Origin of the sequence: Neisseria bergeri, from assembly GCA_003044455.1 — a bacterium.
GTDB classification, from domain to species: Bacteria; Pseudomonadota; Gammaproteobacteria; order Burkholderiales; family Neisseriaceae; genus Neisseria; species Neisseria bergeri.
The window spans coordinates 1-1,616 of the sequence record POWY01000033.1; the positions used below are offsets into that span (position 1 = coordinate 1).

Annotated in this window: 2 protein-coding genes; both read right to left on the reverse strand. The window is 35.1% G+C overall.

Going from position 1 to position 1,616, the window contains the following annotated elements:
- Nucleotides 1-182: 182 nt before the first annotated feature.
- Nucleotides 183-950 (reverse strand): hypothetical protein, encoded by a 768-nt coding sequence (locus DBY86_RS12750; protein WP_107820213.1) that lies wholly within the window; start codon nucleotides 948-950, stop codon nucleotides 183-185.
- Between the two features lie 17 nt (nucleotides 951-967).
- On the reverse strand, nucleotides 968-1,616 hold a 649-nt coding region (locus DBY86_RS12755), incomplete at its 5' end, for an RHS repeat-associated core domain-containing protein (protein ID WP_301001455.1).

The following is a 1,616-nucleotide window of genomic DNA, read 5'->3' on the forward strand; positions in this document are numbered from 1 at the left end:
CCGCCAAAGGCGCAAAGCGCAGCGCTATCGAACCGTCCAGCGACGCAATGACATAATGGCCGTCCGGATTCTTACTGAACCAGATCTGTTCGCTCTCGAACAATACCGGTTCCTCATCGTCTTCATCATCGGCCAGGCAGGTTTGGCGGCAGTACGCGACAGACCCCCTTGTGGCCCGGAAGTTATAAATAAAGTTGGATAGTACTTGTTATTTTTTTTTGTGTTTCAACACTAATTTCCTGGTTAAAATTTTGGATTAATTTAAAAAAATCAATAATTAAGTTGATTTGAATAGTGTTAAATATCGTACTTTGGTTTCTTAGGGCAATATATAAAAAGTCAACAACGTAACCATATAAATAAAATTTAGATAAATTAGCAAAAATATATTTTAAACAGCAAGGAGTAAAATATAATATAGCCTTATTAGTAAAGGCTTGCCACTCTATTGATTCAAGTATTGAGAGAAAATCATCATATGTTATCTCAATCCAAGTTTTAGTAGATAGTTGCATTATAGAAAATATATAAAAGTTATCACTATCATCAAAACTTATGATGTTATTTTTATCAACTTTGAAAATTGGGAAAGTAGGCTTAATTTTTTCTTCTAGACAATTTCGTTCTTGTATATATTTTACCTCCATAAGAAATTTTTCAAATTCATAATTTACCCCTAAATCTTTGATAAATTTAGAAATATATTCTAAAAAATCATAAATTATATTGATTTCATTTTTGGTTAAAGATTGTAGTAAATTAAATAGTTCACTTACTTCTCCTTGTGATATGTTAGAATAATAGCTAAATAATTCTATGAAAAGATTATTATCTATACTAGGATTTTCTATTGAGCTTAGTAAAAGTGTATTTAAATGTAAAGCATTTTCATTTTTTTGTTTATCTAACATTTGATTTTTAATTAATAAGATTAGATTGTTTTTATTCACGTCTTGCTTTCTACATTTTAAGGTATGGCAGCATTTGCAGGAATTGTTCCCCATAAAGGAGGGAGTAAAGAAGGCAAAAACCGAACAATTCGATAAACTATATATGCAGCTCCAGCACCAGCAACAACTTTTGCTCCTGTTTCTACAGTAAACCTCGGAACAGCAGGATTTTTCCACTGTTTAGGCTGAGGAACTGGTTTTGTCGCCCACTTCCATGCCCCAGAAGGTGGACTTCCACAACCTGAATCGCTCCACTCCTGCAAACGGTCTCTAAGGTTTTTCTGTTGATTCTTGATCTCCTGTTCATGTGTTTTCCACGACTGGGTACCAGGACCATTGCGACCATTAATTTGTTCATTGAACCTATGGCGTAAACCATGAGTGCCACCATTGTTACATTTCCGTTTATCTCTATTAATTAATCTATCAATATCTTGCCCAATCTCTTCGCATGATCGTTTTGACTTTCCTTTTAGACCTAATGGATCAAGCCAACGAGATATATTGAAGGCAAACATATAAAAATTACTCCCTCCAAACAACCCAATCGGATCCTGATTCACAAACCGACCTACATCAGGCTCGTAATACCTGAAGAAGTTGTAATGCAGCCCCGTTTCACGGTCGCAATACTGGTTCTGCAGGCGGAAGGGTTGGTGCGCCGTT